Consider the following 19,994-nt stretch of genomic DNA (forward strand, 5'->3'; position numbering starts at 1 on the left):
GTGTTATAGCGAATATAAGGAATTAATTTACTTCTCTAATCCCTTTTTTAGTACTTCCTGGATCCCAGCTAGATGCTCGCTAAACTGCATCATTTGTGCTAATACTTGTGCCATTTCGTTCTTGTTTCCAAGGCCTTTAAGCTTGTTGTTTTTTACAAAGGTTTCTTTGATTTGCTCCCATCGTGTCATTTCTTCATTTGAGATGGTAGTTGTCATTTCTTTGTATTTTAATAAATTGGCTTCGGCAGCGCTGGTTAGGGTTTGTGATTCGCTTTCATAATGTGATAGTAGTACCGTTTGTAATTCTTTTTTATTCATAATAGGAACTACTTTGGCTACTAGTTTACTCATATCACGATAGGAACCTTGTAGCTTGAAAGAAGGTTCGGTACGGTATGCATCCTCCATGGCTGCAGATTTAATATAGGTTTCATTAACCTTTAATACGGTATCTCGTATTGTTACTACTTTTTTTAAGACAGCAAGATAATCTTGTATTTCTTGTTTTGTATGGTTTCCTTTTAGTTCGATACCATCTTGAGAGCCAGTCTCTACAATTTCGATCAAATGGTAAATATCTTCAAAATATTTACTGCTTAATTGGTGTAGTATTGGATTAGAAGTCATAGAGTTTTCTATTAAGCTTAATTTAAATAGATTAGCCGTATCTCCAATAATATCCCCCAGATTATAAATGTCAGCACGATTGGCAAGCATATCCGGAACCTGAAACTTATCTCCGCTTTCGGTATATGGGTTTCCTGCCATAATTACACAAAACTTTTTACTACGTAAATCATAAGTTTTAGGGTTGCCATTGTATACCCCTTCTATTTTACGGGTACCATCTGATAAAGAGATGAATTTTTGTAAAAACTCGGGATTGCAGTGTTGTATATCATCAAGATATAGCATTACATTGTTTCCCATTTCAAAAGCAAGATTGAGCTTTTTTAGCTCCTCTCTCGCTGCAGAGTTATTGGCAGCCATTGGATCTACAGAGGTTACCTCATGACCAATAGCAGGACCGTTGATTTTCATAAATACCAACCCTAGTCGATTGGCCATATACTCCATCAATGTTGTTTTACCATAACCAGGGGGAGAGATTAGTAATAACATTCCCATTCGGTCTGTTCGTTTATTATCTCCTACACTTCCTAGTTGTTTGGATAGATTGTCTCCAAATAGAGGAAGGTATACCTGATCAATCAGTTTATTTCTTACAAAAGAGGATAATACTTTGGGCTTAAATTCACTGAGTTTTAGTTCTTCTTTTAAGGTTTCTGTTACCGAATGCTTTGCTTCACGATATGCTTCAAAATCTGGAACTTCTATGGTTGAAAACAGCTCCATTTTTAAAGTAAATTCGTGATAATTAAATTTAAAAACACCTTCTGAAATCGAGTTATGGCTACCATTTAAATTTTCAATATCCTGAGAAGGATTTACATGAACAATATCAGAAACTGATTCATCTTTGAACAACAGGATACAAACAATCTCATGAGCATATGCTATTTGCGCAGAGTGATCTATTTTTAGAAATGAAGTAACCCATTGTAAAGCAAGCTGGATTTTATCTACCCAATTAACAAAGTTATTAGAACGAGGTTTACTGTCTAGTTGAAGTGATTTGCTAAGTTTAGCAAATACTTTTTTCTTTTTTATTTCGGTTATGAAAGCATCACATAATTCATTAGCTGTTTGGCTTATACAGAAAGTGTGATCACTTTGTAATTCATTAAACAAATAGCTGGCAACAGATTTTGATAAGTTTGATGCAGAATCAGTATTGTCATTTTCAGATAAAGCTTGCCGAGTTTCTTTTTTTTGAACTAGTTCAGTTAGAAAAATAGAATTTTTAATCTCTTCTTCTAAATCCGAAATTACATTGTAGTATTCTGTACTATTGGGAAATGTTTGTAGAACTTCTCCAGAAGCTTTTATGGTAGTATTCCATTTAGTTTGTTTTTCGGCATCCAAACTATACCAGAAATATTGAGCAAAAGCACGAGTATTTGGTGTAAAACGCAGTAATCCTAGATCGTGATCTTTGGTGATAAGTACTTTTAAAATTTTAGAAGCGTCAACATCATGAACTCCTTTTACATAGCCCTCAGAATAGTTTTTACTGCTTTCAGATTTTACAAGATCCAATAGTTCTTCATTATTCAAACTTATGAGGTCAGTTTTGTCCAAAGCTTCTTTAGAGCTATCAAGGCTGGTTTTGGTAGCTTTTACAGAGTATTGTTTGAAAATCTTGTAAGCCAGATATGCTGCTCGATAAATTTCTTGATTTTCTGATATTAGTTCCTGGTCCCAATATTTTTTTGATTGCAGTAGTATTTCATTGGTGATTTCTTGATAAAAATCTGTTCCGGTCAGGTGGTAGTTTAAAGTACCATCTTTATACACAATTGTTAGGTCAAGAGGTTGTTTGTTTACTCCAAATTTATGTTTTCCTAGTTTAATAATATTCTCGCCATCTTCATATAGATCCTGTTTGTCTTTAAGTTTTCGAGTAGCGTCTTCTTTTGCTACTTTTAAGGCTGTTTCGATGGCTTCAGCTTTACCAGCATCATCAAGCTTTTGCAATTGATCAATAATGTCTCTCAGTTTATTGATCATGAGATCTGAGGCAAAATAGCCATTAATGTCTAAAACGGTAGAAAAACCCAGTGCCTTTTTTGCAACTCCTTTTAGAATTCGATTTGCTGCATTTTCTAAGGCAACAGCTTTTTTGTTTCTGGATTCTATTAGGTTACTTTTTCGAGCTTCAAAGGCGTTGTATACTTCTTCTCGCTTTTCAATAATCAATGTGATGAACTCTTCGTAATCTGCAAATCTTCCTTCGAGATCTTCTAATTGAACAGAGACTTTGTTTAGTAATTCTTCGGTTTTTTCTGGTGTGTTTGCAATATCAAGATAGTTGATAATGCTTTGGTCTACCAATTTAATCTGTGCTGCAAACTCTGCAGTAGCCTCTTGACTTCCTAGAGATTTTGTTTTGTTTTTGATTCCTGCCTTAAGTTGATTAATTGTGGCAAAAATTAAAGAAATGTTGTCTATGATCTTGGTAGAGTGCGAAGTGTCTTCTATCTGTAGATTTGATACGATATCGATTAACATTTCCAGATCGGTAGCAATTTGATTTACATCTTCCTCAAGCTTTTTTGCATCAATTACTTTTTTAACTTCTTCGAGTAATTGCTGTTTGTTTTTTACAAGAGTGTGGTAGGGGAGTAGTGCTTTATCGTCTAATAAAAATTGAACACATCGTTGAGATATTGTTTCAGTATACTCAGCTATTTCGGCTTCTAGTTCCGCGGTAAAGCTCTTGTCTACATATCTAATATCATTAAGACCTATGACTTCACCTCGCAAGGTGCGTAGTTGTGATAATACCAAAACAAAATCATCTATAGACCTAAAAGAGCTGCTTTTGATTTTGCTAAAAACAGTTTCGGATTTGTCTTTGGTTTCTTTGGTTACCTGTACTGCTGTTTTTCTTAACTGAACTACTTTTTCGAATTCATCGATTGCAGCATTAGCCGCTCCGTTAATTTCTTTGAGAGGAATGTCTAATCTATAAGTGTCTTCTTCCTGAATCCAATAATAGCTATCAATGATATCATTAGAGAATTTGGAAATGTCATCGTATAGTCCGTCGTAATTATCTTCTTTATTAAGTAGGGTAATGAGAGCATTGCTCTCTGCCATGGCTTTTACAATGTCTTTGTTTCCGATTTTGTAAAGTAAAGTATCAGTATGTTCAGATGGTAGTGTATTTCCTTTTACAAAGGGTGTTTGCCATATTTGGATGACATGATGCTTTGTTTGTTCATCTTCAGTTTTAAAGTAACATAATTCACCATGTTCGAGTATGGTAAAACCATTACATATAATTGGTGTCTTTACTTCTTGTTCGATTACATTATACGACATAAGGGTGTATAACCCTTTTTCGTTTTCATAAAAGACATATAAGAAATCTTCTCCATTTGGAGAGCTGATTTTTTCTTGAAATTTTACATTAGAAACCTTATTGGTAAACAATTTAAAATCTCCTGTTTGGAGGTAATATCCGTTAGGATAAATGATTCCCTGATCATCCGGAAGCAAAACACATGCATCTTTGATACTGCTGATTTTTTTTACTTCTTGAATTTTGTGATTATATACAAAATAGCGTGGTGGTTCTTGAAAAGGTTTAATCTCTAAGGCGATCAAATTACCAATATCGGCAAATCTGTATTGTCCATCATCTAATGTCTGATCTATATGTTCTACAACTTCATCCAGAATTCCCTTTCCTTCGTCTGTGTTGTCTTCGATTTTAATTGTTAAATCACCTCCTATGGTTTCAACAAATACTTTGTCTAGAATTGAAATATGTGGATGTGTTCCATATCGGTGCATGTCGCGAGTGACTTGGGTCCAATTAAACTCATGTTGTTTGGGAAACTTATACTCATGTTCACTACGATTATCTACATAGGTTAATTTTCCATCATTAATTAACCACTTAAAAGTTTTGATATCAGAAACACTATCACTTAACTGAAATACCATGTGCAAATAGTTCCCTACAACAGCAAATTTTGAAAAAATGGTATTACGGTAATATTTATAAAGATTAGTGAACTCACTAATAAAAATAGGATCATTAATGAGATCTAATGGTTTTGACACAAAATGATCATTTGAATAGCTATAAACACTAAATACATCTGATAGCGTAACCTCAGTACGGAGTCCAAAATGCACATTGTATCCAAAAAGGCAAAGCTCATCAATAGTAACAACATCTCTTGCAATACAATTGTGTTCTGTATTTATGCGATTATTGGCAATTAGTTTGGTTTCTACATTTCCAAAAACTTTTTTACGTGCTTCATTAAGTAGAGTTAAGCGATTTTGTAGCTCTCCTTTTTGTTTTTGTAATCGGTTTTGGATGATCTCATAGGTTCCTCCATCTAATTGAGTATGTTGGGTATTGTTTTCTTCTTGCATGTTTTGCATTGAGTTTTTGTCAATTGGATTGTCTGTATAAAAAATCGTCGGATATTCCGGGATCATTTTCGAAGTAAGCAAAAGAGTAATAAATAAAGAGGATAGCGATTATAATTCCTAATAAGACAGCGAGTGACATTTTAATCCTTTCTTTTTTTCTTTGCTTCTTTAACTTATCTCTTATTTCCTGTAGTTGTTCTTCAGAAACAGGTTCTACTTTGATTCCTTGACTTTCTTGATCTCTTTCTGTCCATCCATCAAAAGCTTCTCTTTTTGATCTTCTGCTATTGTTTTTGAGCGATGTTATCATCGCAGCTACTGATCCTCCAAATCCCATAATTAAACCGTATTAAAAGTTAAACAAATCCCATCCTAAGTCTCCCTAGGATAGGAGACTTTTATGGGTTTAAAAATGTGTTTATGATTTGATTCATAAATATAATTACAAGGTTGTGTTACCTCATTTTTTGGTTTTAAGATAATTTCTTGTCAGATAACCCTAATCCTTTGGCAAGGTTAAACAGATTGGTAAAGAGGTCATTTTCTGATGGATTTGTTGTTTTTTGTTTTAAATCCATTAATAGATTGGCAATCGTTAGATTTTTAATGTCCTCTGATGAAATGCCGTATTGAGTGGCAAATTCTTTTATCTTTTGTAAAAGATTTCCTTTTACATCTTCGCTGCCTAAAATTGCATCTTTTACATCCTGAATATTGTCAGAATGTTGTACTAGCCTATCAACTCCTTTTGCTTTGGTAATTTGACCGATAATCTGATCAAAGAACATTGTCTCACCACCTACAATATCAATATTGGCAGCTTTTAATGCTTCTCCTATTACATCTGCTTGCGCATCGGCAATTTCTTTTTGAATATTGATATGAGCTAAATCAACTTGTAGTTCTTTATCTAATCTTAGTTTAAACTCTTCGTGCTCTTTACCGACACCATCAAGCTTTTTCATTGCTTCTGCTTTTTCTTCGATTCCGGCAGCATCTGCAAGTGCTTTTTCTTTGATTACTTCGGCTTCTGCCATACCTTCTTTACGTATTGCTTCGGCTTTAGCTTCAATTCCCGCTGCTTCTGCTTTGGCTTTTTTCTCTATAATAGATGCTTCTACAAGACCTTCACGCTCATGAGCATCAGCTTTTGCGTGCATTACTTGTGCTTCAGATATACCCATTGTGGCTTCTTCTTTAGCTTGTGCTTCTGCCAGCGTTTTACGGGCTTCAGCTTCTTTTTCACTAGCTTCTTTTTGGGCTTGCGCTTCTATGTTGATTTCTTCAGCTTTTTGCTTGGCAGCTTCTTTTTGTGCTTCTGCGGCTTTGATCGTTGCAATCAACGCTTCTTGTGCATTGGCTTCTGCAATGGTAATTTTTACTTGCTTTTCTCTATCTGCAGTTTTGAAAGCTTCAATATCTTTCATGTTTTCTTGCTCTTCTACTACTCCTTTTTCCAAAGTAACTCGATCACGAATCACATCTTGAATATTCTTTTTCTCTACTTCTACAACTTTTTCTTTTTCAATCTGGGCAAGTGTTACTATACGTTCACGTTCTGTGGCTTCGAGCATTCTGTCTTTTTCTACTCTTTCAGTTTCTACGGCATCTGTGCGTTGTTTGTTTTTGGCAGCTACAATAATCTGTCGCTCCATATTCTCTTCTGCAACTTTTACTTTTTCTTCGGTAGCTATACGGGCGGTCTCAGATTTTAACCGTTCTTCTTCTGCTACTTTCAAAGTTTCTGCTTCTTCGCGAGATTTAATATTAGAAATCTCTCGTTTTTGTTGTTCTTCTTTTTCTGCTAGTTGCTTATCTAATTCTAAAATTGCTTCGCGGGCTTCTACATCTTGTTTACGAATAACTTTTTCTTCATCACGTTTGATAAGATTAGATTTTATGTTTTGCGCAGCAGTTAATTCTGTAATTTTTTTAATCCCTTCAGAATCAAGAATATTGTCTGGTTTTAGTACGCTAAGGGAAGTTTGTTCCAGATCATCTATGGCACAATCATCCAGGATGTACCCATTTAGATCGGTTCCTATAATGTTTATTATTTCATCTCTAAACTCTCGTCTAGCCTCGTACAATTCTACAAATTCGAATTTTTTACCTACTGTTTTAAGAGCTTCAGAGAATTTGGCATCAAAAAGGCTACGTAAGGTATCGATTTCTGAAGCACGATTACAACCAATGGTTTGAGCAACATTGATGATATCTTCTACAGATTTATTGACTCTCACAAAGAAAGCTACTTTGATATCTGCACGGATATTGTCTTTGCAGATTAATCCGTTTACTCCGGTACGTTCTATCTCAATTTTTTTGATAGAGATGTCCATTATTTCTACTTTGTGAAGTACGGGGATCACATACAGACCTTTGTCGAAGGCAACTGCGGTTCCTCCAAAACCGGTACGTACCAAAGATTCTCCCTGAGGAATCTTTCGGTAGAAGATGGCTATGATTATAAAATATAGTACAATTAGAAGTACTAAGGCAACCACCACGATGATGGCTATATTGGCAATATTGCTCATAAAAAATTAATTTAAAGGTTGAATGATATAAAGTTGTTTGTTTTTTACTTGATTTACGATCTCTACTGGTGTGTTGGCAGGAATTTTCATTCCTTCTTTGGATTTAACCATTACTTTTATAGGATCAGATTTAATTTTTACTTCTAGAGTAGACACTTTTTCTCCAGAGAGCGGACTTTGTAAGACCCCTTGTCTTCCTAACAATTCTAATGCGCTTTCTCCCTTATTATTAAAATTGGTAAAAAACTTTTTAAAAGGGAGTGTAAATATTTTGGTTAAAAACAAGGCTGGAATAATACCTCCAAAGAAGAATATAAAGCCAAAATCATTATCATAACTATGTGTTATTGATGTTCCGGTCATTGTGATCGCCCACCAAAACAGTACATAGAATGAAAAAGTGAACATAAAAGGAAGTCCTACAAAGTTGAAATAGATCAGGAAAATTTGAAAAAAATTAAGTTTACCCCGACGCCTAATTACATCTTCTTTTTTCACCTCCGTATTTGATATATCTTGTATATCCAGATTTGCTCTTGCATCAAATTCTGTGTCCAAATCGGCGTCAGCATCAGCATCTATATCGATATCAATGTCGGCATCAAAGAAATCTAAATCTAACCCAGTTAATGTGGTCAAAATCCAATAAAGGATCAGTAGTCCAAAAAGAATAGTTAATGGCAGGTTAACTATAGAAATCGCTATGTCATATAATTCTTTCAATGGTATGTTTTTATTAGTTAAATATTAGTCTCCTCCACATGAAGCACAACTCGAGCATGACGAACAAGATGAGCAGCCAAACGAGCTTGAGTCAAAATCGGTATCCCAGTCACTAAAGTCAAACCAACTAGATGAGTCATCTGCAGATTCATTAATTGTCATTGGATCTTCGGATAAGGTATCCTGAATAACGTTATCATCACAATCACTATCAAAAATAGAATTGTCTGTATTGATTTCGTCTACATACCCTAGAGGTTCACCATATTCGTTTTCAAAATGAGATTCTGATAGCGTATGATGGTGGTGATGCATTACATCAGACCAAATCAACGTGTAAAAGATGTAATCATCAAATCCATAATACCCACTGTAAACTCCTCTTCCTGTATTTTTTGGAGTGTATTCACCTTTTTTGGTTATTTTTTTAGAAGGCAAAACATGTTTTGTTTTTACAAATACTTCGACATCATCCACTTTTATTTGTTTTTTGACTTCAAATTTGATTTGATCTAAAAAGCTTTCGAATAACTTTCTTTTATTCTGTTTGTAATTATCGAAACTTTCTTTGTTTTTTAGAACAGATTCTATTTTTTCTTTTGCATTTGAGTCTGAAAACTCTTTTAGAAGCCCTGAAACATGAATTTCTATAGGGTAAATTCCTATTTTGTGTTCTCTGTTTATTACTATTTCAAAAAGATATTTAAAATTATCATCTTGGTGTTCCAGTATTAGATTGAGTTGCGAAAAATGTATCGACATTGCCTCGTTTACTTCAATCTCATATTTGTCTAGAGCTAACTTTAAATCATTTTCCTTTCCTTCTTTGTCGTGATAAAAGTCGATGTCATCATGAGAAATCTTTATGATATTGTTAATGCCTAGATTTCTTAAACTTGCATTAATTTGCTGTAAGATTCCGACTGCTGTAAAGGTTTCTCTTTCTTGTTTATCGCTTACGGCTCCAAAGGTCAAGCTATGCAAAAGCTTTCTAAAAGCTTTAGTAGGTTTGACGGGTGTTATTTTAGTTATTTCTGAGGGGTCAATAGTTATTATTCCTTCAAAATACATAGGTCAATTAGTTTATACATGAACCACAATTGGATAATTCCCATTCTTCTTGTGCTACCTTTCCCCATATTACTGGATGAGGTTGTCCATAGTGTTGTACATAAAGTCGGATTGTTTTCAAAAAAACATCAGGTTTTCCTGTTTTATCAGGGGTATGATGAATGAAACGGTTATAATGTTTTTTACAAAACTGCTGATAAAATCTAGTAAAAAGAATTAGTTCATGCCAAGCATGATCAACAATGATTGATGGGCTTAAGGTTTTGGTTGTCGTGCTTACCAAATCCAGAAAACGAACAAGTTCTTGTGTTAGATCATGATGGGCAACACCGTATTTGTTGCATATGGGATCAATCTTGTCTTTGAAAACAGGGATTGATGTCAGTATCTCTTCAGTTTTATTTGTTTTGTACAAGCTACTCAAGGGTTTTATAAATCATTAATTTTAAGAGTTTAGATTTTTTTAAAAACTAGTTTAATTTTGTAATATCTTTTTTGATCAATTTTGGAAATACCAACTCATTTCTTGGATTTTTCTTATTTCTATTTGTTAATGTGTTAACTGCCAAAATTGTTACCCTGATGTAATAAAAAGTTTAACTTTTATCCTCGTTTTTGAGACCTAATTGTTCTTTTAATTTTGCCAAATCGTCTTCGGCATTGGTCTCTGTAATATCTATTGCTTTGTCTATTTCTTCATCAATACTTTTAGATGTATTAGCAATGTCTCCATAGGCTTCTGCAAGAGCTTCTTCTTGATTTACTTTGTCTTTCATGCGTTCTAACATAGAAACTGTACTAGAACTATCAATTTCTGCCATTTGCTTATTTACATTTTTTGTAGCAGTAGAAACTTTTACCCTAGCTTTTAAGGTTTTTAGTTCATTTTCCCATTTACTAATGTTTTGTTTTATTTCATAGACGTTTTTTTCTAACTGACTTACCGAATTATCGAATTTTTCAGATTCTTCTTTGCCACGTGTTGCATGTTGCATTGATTCTTCTTTTTTTACCAATGCTTCTTTTGCCAATCGATCAGCTTCAGAGGTATCCAGATCACCATTTTGGGCTTTCTTAAGAAGCAGCATTGCTTTTTGTTGATAATCTTCGGCTTTTGCAATAAACTCTTCGGTTTCGTTTTTAGATCTGATAGCCATAGCCTTAACTTGTGCAAGAGCTTCAAGGCTTTTTTCTAAATCCGTTTTCATATCGCGTATTCCTTGCTCAGTCATTTTGATGGGGTCTTCCATTTTATCTATTGCAGAGTTTGCTTCGGCTTCACCTATTTTAAATAATCGTTTAAAAAAGTTCATAGTATTTTAGTATTTTGAAAAATTTATAATTTGGTCAGAATATTCACTCAGTAATAAACCTAAAGAATTTAGTGATCCTTCTAGTTCATTAAGATCTAGATTTTCTACCTGTAGTGTATCTCTGAAGATTACCTTTTTACCAGATTCATCGAGGACAAAAGCTCCATGAACAATGTCTCGATTTTTCTGAAGTAAGTTTTTATAGACAACCTCACTTTTGTTTTTAATATTAAAGATGTGTTGCTCCATAATAAGAATAGGTGATGCTACTCCTATGATCATGTTTTTAATCCCTTCATTTTCTTTGCTAATCATGATTATTCCTTCCGCTTTGTTATCATGAATGATATTATAATTGAGTTGAAGTAAGTAGTCTTTCACCTGTTGAAAATGATCTTGCATGTGATGGTTTTTTTGATTGATAATTAGTATTTATTTCGTATTGCCTGAATGTGTACCAATATTACAAAAAGCAGCATAACTTTTCGATAATATCAGTAGCTAAATTTGCTAGATAATATGCGATGACTATCATGGGTATGATGAATTTAGAATTAATAATTTAGTTTGGTTGCTAAAAACGTTAGTAACGGTCTTTTTTTTGCCTAGTTGGGGAGTGGTGTCAAAAAGTATTTCTACTAAAATTAGCATTTATGAAAACAATTAGCTAATATTGTTAGTGTAAATGTACAATAAATTTTTATAATTGCAAATAAAATTAGCAAAAATGTCTTTATTTGGAAAAAATATTAAAAAAATTAGAAGTGTCAAAGGTTTGAGCCAACAAGCATTTGCTGAGCTATTTGACCTGAAACGTGGTACTTTAGGCGCGTATGAAGAAGGTAGAAGTGAACCAAAAATAGAGACACTTATCAAAGTAGCTAATTATTTTAGCATAGCCATTGGTGATTTATTGACGAATGAACTTACGGTAAATCAGCTTCTAAAATTTAAAGGTGATCTTACTACATATGCAGAAGATGTAAAAAGAGAAAAATTTGCTGTAATTCCTTGTATAACAGACAGTGTTGCGAACGAGTATATTACATTATATAACAAGGAAGAGTTTGTTAAAGAATTACCTACACTTCAACTACCAGTTAATCCTACTAAAGAGTTTAGAGGGTATACTGTAAGTAATTTGGAGATGTCATCACATGATAAAGGATTCTATCCAAAAGATGTTGTAGTAGGGGAAAAGGTACCAGCAAGCGTAATAAAGAAATTAAATACCGGAACGCTGGTTTTTGCAATTGTAGATGATAAGCTAATTTTTAGAAGACTTTATGTTACAAAGGGGAATGCTGTCCTGAGAGCTGATCATAAGAATATTGAAGATTCAATTTATCCTTTATCAGAAATCAAAGAATTATGGAGAGTTCGGTATGTTTTTTTTAGAAGAATACCCGAGTTCGGAGATCTTGTTGAAGATAAGTTGTTGTCAATAGAAAAAGAATTGTTGCGGATGAAAGAAAAATTGGGCTAAGCTAAATTCATTTAAATTCTTTTCTGTCGTGTTTTTTGTTTCTTCGATTTTATAGCTAAGACCATAAGAGAAAGATCGTTGTTTCCTTAGTGAAAAAGGAATGTCTTCATAGAGAGCTGGGCTTTTTTTGTTTTCAATTGTTTTTTTTGGATTATTCAATACTATTTCCTCTTTCGCTTAATTTGCTTTAATAACAAAATAGTATTTCCAGTATTCAAATAACCAAAAAATAATGCCCTCCACTAATTCTTCCATACTAGGTTGTTTTGATAGAATATATATTAGACTTCATAAGAGTGAATATACTTTGTTTTTTTTAGAACGTTATCTTGATATTTAGTAAATTACATAGGTGATGACTTTTTTTGTGAAATAGGATTGTTTCTGTTGATCAAAAAGAGTGGGATAAGGCTTATTTGGTGTTTTAATAAAAGCGCTAAATAGTTTAATAGATTTTATATATAACAAACATAAAAACAATAGTATTTTTTTATTTTAAATTTGAAGAAAGTACAAGAGTAAATAATCATCTAATTATAAATCTACAGCAAATGGAAAATAAAAGTCTTACAGATCCCCATGACACAAGTCATAGTGTAAATGGAGAGAGCCAGTGCCCTTTTATGAACGGTGCACTAAAGCAAAGTGCCGGGACAGGTACCTCTAATCGTGATTGGTGGCCAAATCAATTGAGGTTAAATATTCTTCGTCAGCATTCTTTATTATCGAATCCGATGGAAGAAGAGTTTAATTATGCCGAAGAATTCAAAACTTTGGATTTTAAGGCAATAAAGAAAGATCTTTTTGAACTTATGACTGATTCTCAGGAGTGGTGGCCGGCGGATTATGGCCATTACGGTCCATTTTTTATTCGTATGGCATGGCATAGTGCCGGAACATATCGAATTGCTGATGGTCGTGGCGGAGCTGGCTCAGGAACCCAACGTTTTGCACCACTAAATAGTTGGCCAGATAACGCAAACCTTGATAAAGCACGTTTGCTATTATGGCCGATTAAGCAAAAATATGGTAAGAAGATTTCTTGGGCAGATTTAATGATTCTGGCTGGTAATTGTGCATTAGAATCTATGGGATTCAAAACTTTTGGTTTTGGAGGAGGACGTGAAGATGTTTGGGAACCTGAAGAAGATATTTATTGGGGCTCTGAAAGTGAGTGGCTAGGGGATAAGCGATATACTGGAGATAGAGAATTGGAGAATCCTCTGGGGGCCGTACAAATGGGATTGATTTATGTAAACCCGGAGGGACCAAATGGGAATCCGGATCCAATTGTTGCGGCTCATGATATTCGCGAAACATTTGGACGTATGGCGATGAATGATGAAGAAACAGTTGCGCTAATAGCTGGGGGGCATACTTTTGGAAAAACTCATGGTGCCGCTGATCCTGATAAATATGTAGAAAGAGAACCTGCAGCTGCTGGTATTGAAGAGCAAGGCTTGGGCTGGAAAAACAACTATGGAAGTGGTAATGCTGGAGATACCATAACTAGTGGGTTAGAAGGGGCATGGACAAGTACCCCTACCAAATGGAGTAATAACTTTTTTTGGAATTTGTTTGGGTATGATTGGGAATTGACCAAAAGCCCAGCTGGAGCACATCAATGGATACCAACTCATGGAGCTGGAGGAAACAGTGTGCCAGATGCACATGATTCTTCTAAGCGTCATGCGCCAATCATGCTAACAACAGATCTTGCTTTACGTATGGATCCTGCCTATGAGAAAATTTCGAGACGTTTTTATGAAAACCCAGATGAGTTTGCTGATGTATTTGCTCGTGCATGGTACAAGTTAACGCATCGAGATATGGGACCTATAGCAAGATATCTTGGACCAGAAGTTCCAAAAGAAGAGCTAATCTGGCAAGATCCAATCCCAAAAGTTACACATACATTAGTAGATGATAAAGATATTACTGCTTTAAAAAGCAAAATACTGTCTTCTGGACTATCCGTTTCTCAATTGGTATCTACAGCCTGGGCTTCGGCATCTACATTTCGAGGTTCTGATAAGCGAGGAGGTGCAAATGGAGCACGTATTCGTCTTTCTCCGCAAAAAAACTGGGAAGTAAATAATCCCGCGCAATTAGACAAGGTTCTTCAGGTTTTAGGAGATATCCAGCAAGAGTTTAATGATTCGCAGGCTGAAGGTAAAATGATTTCGTTGGCTGATTTGATCGTTTTGGCAGGAGCAACTGGTGTAGAGCAAGCAATAAAGAATGCGGGGCATAAAGCGATAGTACCTTTTTCTCCAGGACGAGCGGATGCATTACAAGAGCAAACAGATGAAGAGTCCTTTTCTATTCTGGAGCCGATTGCTGATGGGTTTCGTAACTATAAGAGAACAAAGTCTTCAATATCAACAGAAGAGATGTTGATTGATAAGGCTCAGTTATTAACCTTAACAGCGCCAGAAATGACTGTGCTATTAGGAGGTTTAAGGGTGTTGAATGTCAATTTTGATCAGTCCCAGCATGGAGTGTTTACAGAGCACCCAGAAACACTAACAAATGACTTTTTTGTCAACTTACTTGATATAGGAACTACATGGAGAGCAACTTCGGATGATCAAGAGGTATTTGAAGGACGTGATCGTATTACGGGAGATGTAAAATGGACAGGCACTCGAGTGGATCTTATATTTGGTTCTAATTCTGAATTACGAGCACTTGCTGAAGTTTATGCCAGTAAAGATTCTCAAAAGAAATTTGTAGATCATTTTGTAGCAGTTTGGTCCAAAGTCATGAACTTGGATCGGTTTGATTAGGTGTAGTTAATAAGGTATAAAAAGATCGAAATAATCTAACAGGTGGTTATTTATTATCATACCACCTGTTTTATTTAATGGTTAAGGAGCAAAAAAAATTAAAGTTTTTAATAGCCTTTGATATATTTGAGTTTTTTTTGATACTTTAAATGAGAAATTTTAGATCATAACTAACAGAGATATATTATTCTATGAAAGATATTTTTAATGCTATTCGTTCTGAAGAAGTAGATGCAGTGCAATCTATTTTACAGCAAAACCCAGAACTTGTTAACTCTATGGATTCCAGAGGCTCTACGCCTTTGTTATTAGCATCTTATTATGGCTATGAAGATATTACAAAAGTAATTCTTAATTATTTGCCTAATATAGATGACAAAGATAGTTCCGGGAACACTGCCTTAATGGGTGTGTGTTTTAAAGGATATTATAACATAGCAAAATTGCTTATAGAGTCTGGGGCAGATGTAAATCAAAGAAATTTTAATGAAGCTACTGCATTAATTTACGCAGCAACTTTTGGTCAAAAAGAAATTATTAAATTATTGATAGAAAAAGGGGCTGATGTCTTGGCAAAAGATAACAAAGGTTATACAGCAGAGATGCATGCAAGAAATCAAGGTCTGGATGTATCAGAATTGTTTAAACTCACTAAGTGAATAAGAATAAAGGTATAGAAAGTATAAAGTCTGTAAATATCAGATCTGTTGATATAGAAAGGAAGTTACTAATGTCTTCTTCTATGATTGATATTTTTGAATCCTTTTTAAAAGAAACAATTGGAAAAGAAGTGTTAATTGTAAACACTAATTTGGGAATGGAAGTATATTACTATTCTAAAAATGATTATAGTAAGTTTATTAGAGAAAGTATTTTGTTGTATACCCTAACCCAAGTGGATCATAAAAAATTAAAGTTTAGATATAACTCAAACCGGGACGAAGTATATCAAAGCTTTTGTGATGCGTTAACTACTTTTTCTAGGTATCCACAGATTTTTTTAGCATATGCCAAAAAATTTATCCACATTAAAGAAAAGAATACGTCAAGTAGGTTTTTGATCCCTATTTTAAATGAGTTTTTTGAAGAGGTTTTAAAAGAGATTGATAAAACGGGTAAAATACCACATTATGATAAGATCAAAAAAGTAAAAATTAAATCTCAGAAATTGTACGTTAATAATACTGTTATTAGAAATTTAATTTCTGAGATTTTATTAAAAAAACGCTATAATTAGTTTTTTTATTCATTAGAGTTTAAACCGCTTTACAGGGTCCGCAATTTTCAATATGGCAAGTTGATTTAAAAGAGATTCTTTTACATTAACTGTTTACAAACGGACAAGCCCAAATGTTTCTGTAAATAATCAATATAATTCACTACTTAATAAGTGGTCTAGTTCGTCAAAAAAGGAGATAGACCTAATTTAGATCAAATATTACACTTAAATGCTTAAAATATCATCTTCAATAAGGGACATAATTTTCACTTTTGAATCGCATAATTAGATGTAGAATGAATTCTTTGCAAAGCCCTAGTTTTTTCAAAAAACCTATTGCTTTTTCTGGTATTCGTTTTTCTTAAAACCATAACTTTATTTTAATGTACCCCATCAATCCTATTAAAACCGCCAAAGATTTTTTTATTTATACCCGGATCAATATAGAAGTCTTATCATGTACCTCAAACAGTGTAAAAGAAAGTAAAATTACACGATCATTAATAAAACAACTTAATAAAGAGAATTTATCAAGTGTTTAGAAGATAATGATACTCTTCCGAATTAAATAAGTAGAATTTGAGATGTTTTAAAAAAGAGAGATGTTGTTTTACTTAATTGGTAAACAGGGAGTTAATCTTTTTTAGGGGGAAATTCCCCTGTTTTTATGTTAAAAATTCTCTATTCTATTATCATTTTGTTAACATATGTAATCTAATTCATTCATTTAAAAGTTAAAAAATGTTAAAATTTCATTAAAAATGAAGTTTTTTCGACGAAAAACACTGTTTTTGAGAATTACGTAAAAATATTACGTTTTTACCGTATCCAAATATCGATATTCTGTATTACCTTTATAATGAGTTATTTAAGTAATTGTGAATCAGCTCATATTCAAAGTAAATTCGTCGAAATGTAAATAATCTTCTAATGCCCCAGAAGAAAGTTTAACAAGTTTAAAAAGTTAGAATTCTGATTAAGTTTTCTCTTTTAAACAACCCAATATTTCTTTACCCCAGAAGTATACCCAAATCTTAAAACCATGACGAAAACTACTAAACCTATTACAGACGCTGTTGCAACCAGTATTAACGAGATCCAAATTTTAATAACCTATTTGTCTTTCTTTAACAGAAATAGATATAAAGGTTCATTAAGGCTACAATGCACTTTGGTGCTATTATTATTTTCGATGTTTATTTTTTCATCTTGCGAAAAGGATACGGATCATAGTCCTAACTATATGGAAAAAATATTTGTCGAAAACCCAGAAAGAATTATTAAGGTTAATATTATATATGTTGAGGCAGAAGAATCTTCAAACCGATCTTCGTATAGCCTTGATGAAAAAGAATATCTAGATTATTTGAATGGATATTATTTTCATAGAATGGGAATTGGACTTGAGCTAGATAATTCTAAAACTTTGGTTAATGAAGAATTGTATGATCTGAGAGATAATGTAGGCTCAGAGCCAAGTACATTTTTTATGCAATCTCAAGAGTCTTTTGATAAAGACAGACTAAATATTTACATTATTAAAAGATCTAATATAAGAGCAATAGCCGGAATGGGAAGGAATCAAAGGGTGTTGCTAACTGATGAGCATTTGTACACATCAACAAGTCCACATGAAATAGGGCATGCGCTAGGATTATTTCATACTCATGAGTCAGGAAATATTATGAGTACAACAGAAAGAGACTTGAGACAAAGTTTTAATAAAGAGCAAGAAGAAAAAATAAAGAAGAGAATTGATCAAATTAATTTGACTAATACTACTACAAGACTTGCAGGGTATTAAAAATACTATGTAGAGTCAGGGTGTTAGGTTTTAACGAAACGATTTTAGGGATGTTAAAAACCTGAAAAGTGAAAATATAAAATAGTAATTATGTATTTAGAGATCCTAAGGATCTCTAAATACATAATTATTAAGAATTAAAACTCTGCATTAAGCGGTGTTCTTGGGTAAGGAATTACATCCCTTATATTGCTCATTCCAGTTATAAAGAGTACCAGACGCTCAAATCCTAATCCAAAACCACTATGAGTACAAGTGCCAAAGCGGCGAGTGTCTAAATACCACCATAACTCCTCTTCCGGAATATTGAGAGCAGCCATTTTTTCTTTTAAAACATCCAATCGTTCTTCTCGCTGAGAACCTCCAACAATCTCTCCAATTCCAGGAAACAAAATATCCATTGCGCGTACTGTTTTTCCGTCTTCATTGAGGCGCATGTAGAAGGATTTTATGTCTGCAGGATAATCAAATAAGATTACAGGACACTTAAAATGTTTTTCTACCAGGAATCTTTCGTGTTCACTTTGTAGATCTGTTCCCCAACCATTAATTGGAAATTTGAACTTTTTCTTTTTATTTGGTTTAGAGTTCTGTAGAATCTCGATAGCTTCAGTATAGCTTACACGCTTAAAATTATTTTCGAGTATAAATTTTAATTTATCACGCAGTAGCATTTCAGCTCTTTCAGCTTGAGGTTTTTGTTTGTCTTCTTGTACTAACCGGTTTTCTAAAAATTCGAGATCATCCTGGCAGTTTTCTAAAACAAATTGTATTACATATTTTATGAAATCTTCAGCTAAATCCATATTTCCATCAAGGTCGCAAAAAGCAATCTCTGGTTCTACCATCCAGAATTCTGCAAGGTGACGAGATGTATTTGAGTTTTCTGCTCTAAATGTAGGTCCAAATGTGTATACTTGTCCTAACCCCATAGCATACGTTTCACCTTCTAATTGCCCAGAAACGGTTAAATTTGTTTCACCACCAAAAAAATCTTTTGAGTAATCTACCTCGCCATTTTCGTCTTTTGGAACATCATTTAGATCCATATTGGTTACTTTAAAGGCTTCTCCTGCACCTTCTGCATCACTTTTTGTAATTATGGGAGTGTGCACGTAGTAAAAATCATTCTTTTGAAAATATTCGTGTATTGCAAAAGATAGTTTAGATCGTACCCTCATGATAGCCCCAAAAGTATTTGTGCGAACTCTAAGATGTGCTTGTTCACGCAATTTTTCTAATGTATGACGTTTTGGAGATAAAATAGTTAGTTTTAGCTCTTCGGGATTGGCATCTCCTTCAATTTCAACATCGGTGACTTGTATTTCTACACGTTGCCCTTTTCCTTGGCTCTCTACAAGAGTACCGGATATAACCACTGCAGCTCCAACATTTATTCTATCTTGAATGGTAGAATCAATTGTATTATCTTCTAAAACACACTGGATATTATTAATCGTAGATCCATCATTAATCGCAATAAAACGATCATTTCTAAAAGAACGAACCCAACCTTTAACAATTATAGGTTGTAATAGTTTATCACTTTGTAGTACCTCTATTACTTTAGTATGCTTCATCTGTTTGTATTTGTTTTTTTATTGATCAGATGGAATTCACATAGTAATCATTTCAATTGATATCGAAACTTTAATACCATGCTTATCTCATTATTACTTATTCTTATTAGTTATCAACTTCATATCTTTAGATTGAATGAAATCTATAAAATCAAAATATATATGAATTTTAAGGTAGCAAAGATAAATTTTTAATCGGATTGAAGCATTATCTTATGAATTCAAAAAAGAATTATAGTCATGAAAATATTATGATGTCTTTTTTTGATCCTTAAGTTGATACTAGATAATACTAGAATCTGACGCTTTTTGAAGTAGCGACTCTACAGGAAAACTATAATTATGCACGTTTATCACTAAAAAAGTATAGTTTTTTGATTTTTTTTTGATCAAACAGGATAAAATTAAACCAGGAGGTAAGTAGAGTAATCTGTTTGTTTTCAGGTGGTTGAA

Annotated in this window: 14 protein-coding genes; 5 read left to right on the forward strand and 9 right to left on the reverse strand. The window is 33.5% G+C overall.

Features of this window, described 5'->3' with window-relative positions; translation table 11 throughout:
• Positions 1–27 precede the first annotated feature (27 nt).
• From C1X07_RS10080 to C1X07_RS10115, 8 genes are all read right to left on the reverse strand, one after another.
• On the reverse strand, positions 28–5,025 hold the full coding sequence (locus tag C1X07_RS10080; RefSeq protein WP_449371670.1) for a DNA repair ATPase: 4,998 nt from the start codon (positions 5,023–5,025) through the stop codon (positions 28–30).
• Between the two features lie 10 nt (positions 5,026–5,035).
• Positions 5,036–5,353, reverse strand: a complete 318-nt coding sequence (locus C1X07_RS10085; RefSeq protein ID WP_103069887.1) for a hypothetical protein — start codon at positions 5,351–5,353, stop codon at positions 5,036–5,038.
• A 136-nt stretch (positions 5,354–5,489) separates the two neighbouring features.
• The gene (locus tag C1X07_RS10090; RefSeq protein ID WP_103069888.1) at positions 5,490–7,556 is read right to left on the reverse strand and encodes a flotillin family protein; all 2,067 of its coding nucleotides are present in this window, start codon (positions 7,554–7,556) and stop codon (positions 5,490–5,492) included.
• A gap of 6 nt (positions 7,557–7,562) precedes the next feature.
• Entirely contained in the window at positions 7,563–8,279 is a 717-nt protein-coding gene (locus C1X07_RS10095) for a hypothetical protein (RefSeq protein WP_103069889.1), read from the reverse strand.
• Positions 8,280–8,303: 24 nt separating this feature from the next.
• On the reverse strand, positions 8,304–9,350 hold the full coding sequence (locus C1X07_RS10100) for a hypothetical protein (protein ID WP_103069890.1): 1,047 nt from the start codon (positions 9,348–9,350) through the stop codon (positions 8,304–8,306).
• 7 nt (positions 9,351–9,357) lie between these two features.
• Positions 9,358–9,765 carry a glycine-rich domain-containing protein gene (locus C1X07_RS10105; protein ID WP_103069891.1) on the reverse strand — a complete coding sequence of 136 codons (408 nt, stop codon included), beginning with the start codon at positions 9,763–9,765 and terminating at the stop codon, positions 9,358–9,360.
• A gap of 181 nt (positions 9,766–9,946) precedes the next feature.
• Positions 9,947–10,663 carry a PspA/IM30 family protein gene (locus C1X07_RS10110; RefSeq protein WP_103069892.1) on the reverse strand — a complete coding sequence of 239 codons (717 nt, stop codon included), beginning with the start codon at positions 10,661–10,663 and terminating at the stop codon, positions 9,947–9,949.
• Between the two features lie 6 nt (positions 10,664–10,669).
• Positions 10,670–11,065: a type III secretion system chaperone family protein gene (locus C1X07_RS10115; RefSeq protein ID WP_103069893.1), complete on the reverse strand. Its 396-nt coding sequence runs from the start codon at positions 11,063–11,065 to the stop codon at positions 10,670–10,672.
• 325 nt (positions 11,066–11,390) lie between these two features.
• Between C1X07_RS10115 and C1X07_RS10120 the strand changes: the two genes are divergently transcribed.
• From C1X07_RS10120 to C1X07_RS10140, 5 genes are all read left to right on the forward strand, one after another.
• Positions 11,391–12,149, forward strand: a complete 759-nt coding sequence (locus C1X07_RS10120) for a helix-turn-helix domain-containing protein (RefSeq protein ID WP_103069894.1) — start codon at positions 11,391–11,393, stop codon at positions 12,147–12,149.
• 551 nt (positions 12,150–12,700) lie between these two features.
• Positions 12,701–14,938, forward strand: coding sequence for a catalase/peroxidase HPI (gene katG / locus C1X07_RS10125; RefSeq protein WP_103069895.1), 2,238 nt, complete (start codon positions 12,701–12,703; stop codon positions 14,936–14,938).
• A 191-nt stretch (positions 14,939–15,129) separates the two neighbouring features.
• The gene (locus C1X07_RS10130; protein WP_103069896.1) at positions 15,130–15,597 is read left to right on the forward strand and encodes an ankyrin repeat domain-containing protein; all 468 of its coding nucleotides are present in this window, start codon (positions 15,130–15,132) and stop codon (positions 15,595–15,597) included.
• Positions 15,594–16,175 carry a hypothetical protein gene (locus C1X07_RS10135; protein WP_103069897.1) on the forward strand — a complete coding sequence of 194 codons (582 nt, stop codon included), beginning with the start codon at positions 15,594–15,596 and terminating at the stop codon, positions 16,173–16,175. Before C1X07_RS10130 ends, C1X07_RS10135 begins: the two co-directional genes overlap by 4 nt.
• Positions 16,176–17,199: 1,024 nt before the next feature.
• Positions 17,200–17,961, forward strand: coding sequence for a matrixin family metalloprotease (locus C1X07_RS10140; RefSeq protein ID WP_103069898.1), 762 nt, complete (start codon positions 17,200–17,202; stop codon positions 17,959–17,961).
• Between the two features lie 137 nt (positions 17,962–18,098).
• Here C1X07_RS10140 and asnS read toward each other — a convergent pair whose 3' ends face one another.
• A complete protein-coding gene (gene asnS / locus C1X07_RS10145) occupies positions 18,099–19,541 on the reverse strand; it encodes an asparagine--tRNA ligase (RefSeq protein ID WP_103069899.1) in 1,443 nt (480 codons plus the stop codon).
• Positions 19,542–19,994 lie beyond the last annotated feature (453 nt).

This window comes from Aquimarina sediminis (assembly GCF_002895435.1).
In the GTDB taxonomy this organism is placed as follows: Bacteria; Bacteroidota; Bacteroidia; order Flavobacteriales; family Flavobacteriaceae; genus Aquimarina; species Aquimarina sediminis.